The sequence below is a fragment of the Kitasatospora sp. NPDC004669 genome (assembly GCF_040609455.1).
GTDB lineage: Bacteria > Actinomycetota > Actinomycetes > Streptomycetales > Streptomycetaceae > Kitasatospora.
Genome location: NZ_JBEXKB010000188.1, coordinates 1 through 2799, shown reverse-complemented (window position 1 = coordinate 2799; position 2799 = coordinate 1). Strand labels below are relative to the sequence as shown.

General features: G+C 66.3%; 2 protein-coding genes. Both read right to left on the bottom strand.

The annotated features are described in order from the left end of the window. Positions 1-520: 520 nt before the first annotated feature. Entirely contained in the window at positions 521-1855 is a 1335-nt protein-coding gene (locus ABZW30_RS46730; RefSeq protein WP_355677449.1) for a hypothetical protein, read from the bottom strand. A gap of 353 nt (positions 1856-2208) precedes the next feature. Next, positions 2209-2799, bottom strand: a 591-nt coding sequence (locus ABZW30_RS46725; protein WP_355677448.1) for an ABC transporter ATP-binding protein, incomplete at its 5' end; no start/stop codon positions are given.

The following is a 2799-nucleotide window of genomic DNA, read 5'->3' as shown; positions in this document are numbered from 1 at the left end:
CTTACGTGGTGCTGGCACTGCTCGTGGTTCTCCTTACGCCTGGATCGTAACAAACCCAGACATCAGGGACCCCACGAAAGCCAGAGCAGCTCAAAGTGTCGGAAGGCGCTTGTGGCCGCAGTGTGTGGTTGGGCAGCCGGAGGACGGGCCATGGCAAGAACGGGGCGAACAACCGCTCCCAAGGGACGAGGTAGAGGTAGCCACGTGGGCTTGCCAGCTCCAGCCACACGGCGTTTTCCGGTGGAACCGTTGCGTATCCGAGGGAGTCAATGGCCTGCCGCAAGTTCCGCGCCACCTCGTCCGGCAGTCTGAACCGATCATCGTCAAGCGGTTCCGACCCGGAGCTCGTACGGGGGAGCCCCAGCTCCCAGGTATCGCAGTGAGCGGCCAGGCCGAGCGCGGTCGGGCCCCGGAAGACGTGGAATTCGACCTTGCTACGGCCCCCGCGGCCGACTCCGCCAAGCCGGATACGGATGGTCGGAAGATCATGTTCTGATCGAACCAACTCGGGCAAAACGGATCACCTCATCACCTGGCACAAGAGCGCCCAGGCCGTTACCGGGTTAGTGACGTCGCCGTGGCCGCCGATGGCGCTACTCGCCTGCACAGCCACCACCCGCGTGCCCGCGGCAGCCAGGTCGTATTGGTCGGGGGGATGCTTGGCGTCGACGGTGGATACCTCATCTGGTATGCCGTGAGGGCCGTATCCGCCGAGTGCCGCGTAGCGAGAGGGAGGGGCACCGGCAATGACAGCCTCGCCGAGGTCCGACGCCCGGCGCGCGGCCAGATGGAAGAACCAGGTCAGGGGCATGTCGCGACGGCTGTATGTGGTGATGATCGGCTGCTTGGTGCGTTCCAGCGCCGGGCGGTATCCGCCAGGTCGGCCACGGCTGTCCACATCCGAGGCGAAGCACAGACAGGAGAGTGCTGGTTGCAGGAGCAGCACGGAGTCGACCGGCCGGGTGAGGGATCCATCGCTGCAGAGCGCGGAGAGAACGACCTTGCCACCGTACGAGTGCCCGATGAGATGTATGCGGGAGTCGGGCGAGGCGTCGACAAGGCGGCGCAGCAACGCCGCTACTCCGCGGCCGCCGACCCGGCCGGCCCGGTCTTTCATCAGCAGGACGGTGGTGATCCGGACGGCCCACCGAGGGTCGATATGACCGAGACCGGCGGTCTCGGCTGAGACGATCGTCTGCTGCTCGTCGATGAAGCCACCGACATCGTCCGGTGATGTCGCCGACGATCCTGCAGAAGCCGTGCGGGCCCACGCTTCCACAAGATCCTTCGGGGACGGGGGTTTGGCCGTGGAGTCCAGCTCATCGTTCTCCTGGCTGAGGATGGGGGCGAGGAGACCGGCGAGCTCCATCGCCCGGGCAGCGTCCAACCCATCGCACTGAGTGAGTTCGTAGAGCCGTTCTGTCTGGTTCTGCGGCAGCTGCTCGGCAAGAACGGCGATCTCATCCCGCGCCGCGACCGGCTCCGCCGGGCTGGCCGCAGCCGCGATATTGGGTGTCTGCTCCCATGGAGCGACCAGTGAGGTGCTGGGCCAGAAGATCCCCGAGAGCAGCGGCCGGTAGTCGCGGTCAGGTGGTGTCCACCATAGGCGTCTGGAGTTCACGAACTGTGTGATGAAGGTGCCGTACCGCCTGTTGGCGGTTGCCCAGTCGTTGTTCCAACCGTGCGAGAACAGGAAGACATCCGTGGCCTGCCGGGCGAATTCCACCAGGCTCCGAGCCGCATCCGGACTGGTACACACGCCGCTCTTGTCGAATCGAATCGGGTGTAACCGTGCAGGGATACCGCCGTCGCTGGGCAGCGTGATCCATGGCCCCGAACGCGATGCACCAACCATCTGTACCACCTCGGAGGGCTGACTGCCGCCTCTTTCAGCCTCCCCCTGCCCGTTGGGCATGGCAATTCGAAGAAACTGAGGGCAGTGGATCCCAGCGGCAAGAGGCGGGCTCTGTCCGGCCGTTTCATTCCACGTTCGGCCGGTGTCGGTGTCGGCGGCGGTTGAACCGAGCTCGTCATCGCCACGCGCACCATCGATGGGGCGAGCCGACAGTTCGCGGTCGACGCCCGGCGTTGATATTCGCTATTCGGATCACATGGTCTCTTGCTCGATCGGTTTACGTGTTCAGGACGTCGCCACGGGGGCGTCCGCGGGCGATCCCGGCGTGGGACGGTGGTGCTGTACTGGGCCGCCTAGAGGAGGTAGGACTCGCGGTAGCGGGTGGCCGGTTCCTGGGCCATCAGTTCGGCGTGCGAGCCCTGTTCGATCAGGCGGCCGTGGTCGAGGACGACGATGTGGTCGGCTTTGGCGGTGGCGCCGAGGCGGTGGGTGATGAGGATGACGGTGACGCCGAGGCCGGTGAGCTGACGGATCTGTTCGAACGTCTCGACCTCGGTTTCGGGGTCCATGGCGGAGGTCGGTTCGTCGACCACCACGAGGGCGGGGAGCCGGCCGTGGGCGTCGGGCGTGGTGAGGCGCAGGTGAGTGCGGGCGAGGGCGACTTTCTGCCACTGGCCGCCTGAGAGGCCGACGCCGCCTTCGAAGCCCTTGGCGATGAGGGTGTCCCAGCTGTGGGGCAGTTCCTCGATCACCGGGTGGAGGTCGGCGTAGTCGGCGGCGGTCTCCAGCTGCCGCTGATCGCACGGGACTTCGGGGCGGCCGAGGAGCAGGTTGGCGCGCAGGGTGAAGGACCAGCGCTGGAAGTTCTGTGCGAGCAGGGCGACGCTGCTGAAGAGCTGGTGGCGGTCGGCGGTTGCGGTGTCGATGCCGTCCCACCGGACGCG

Coding starts and splice junctions, on each gene's coding strand:
- ABZW30_RS46730 (WP_355677449.1), bottom strand. CDS start 1,855: ATGGTTGGTGCATCGCGTTCGGGGCCATGGATCACGCTGCCCAGCGAC.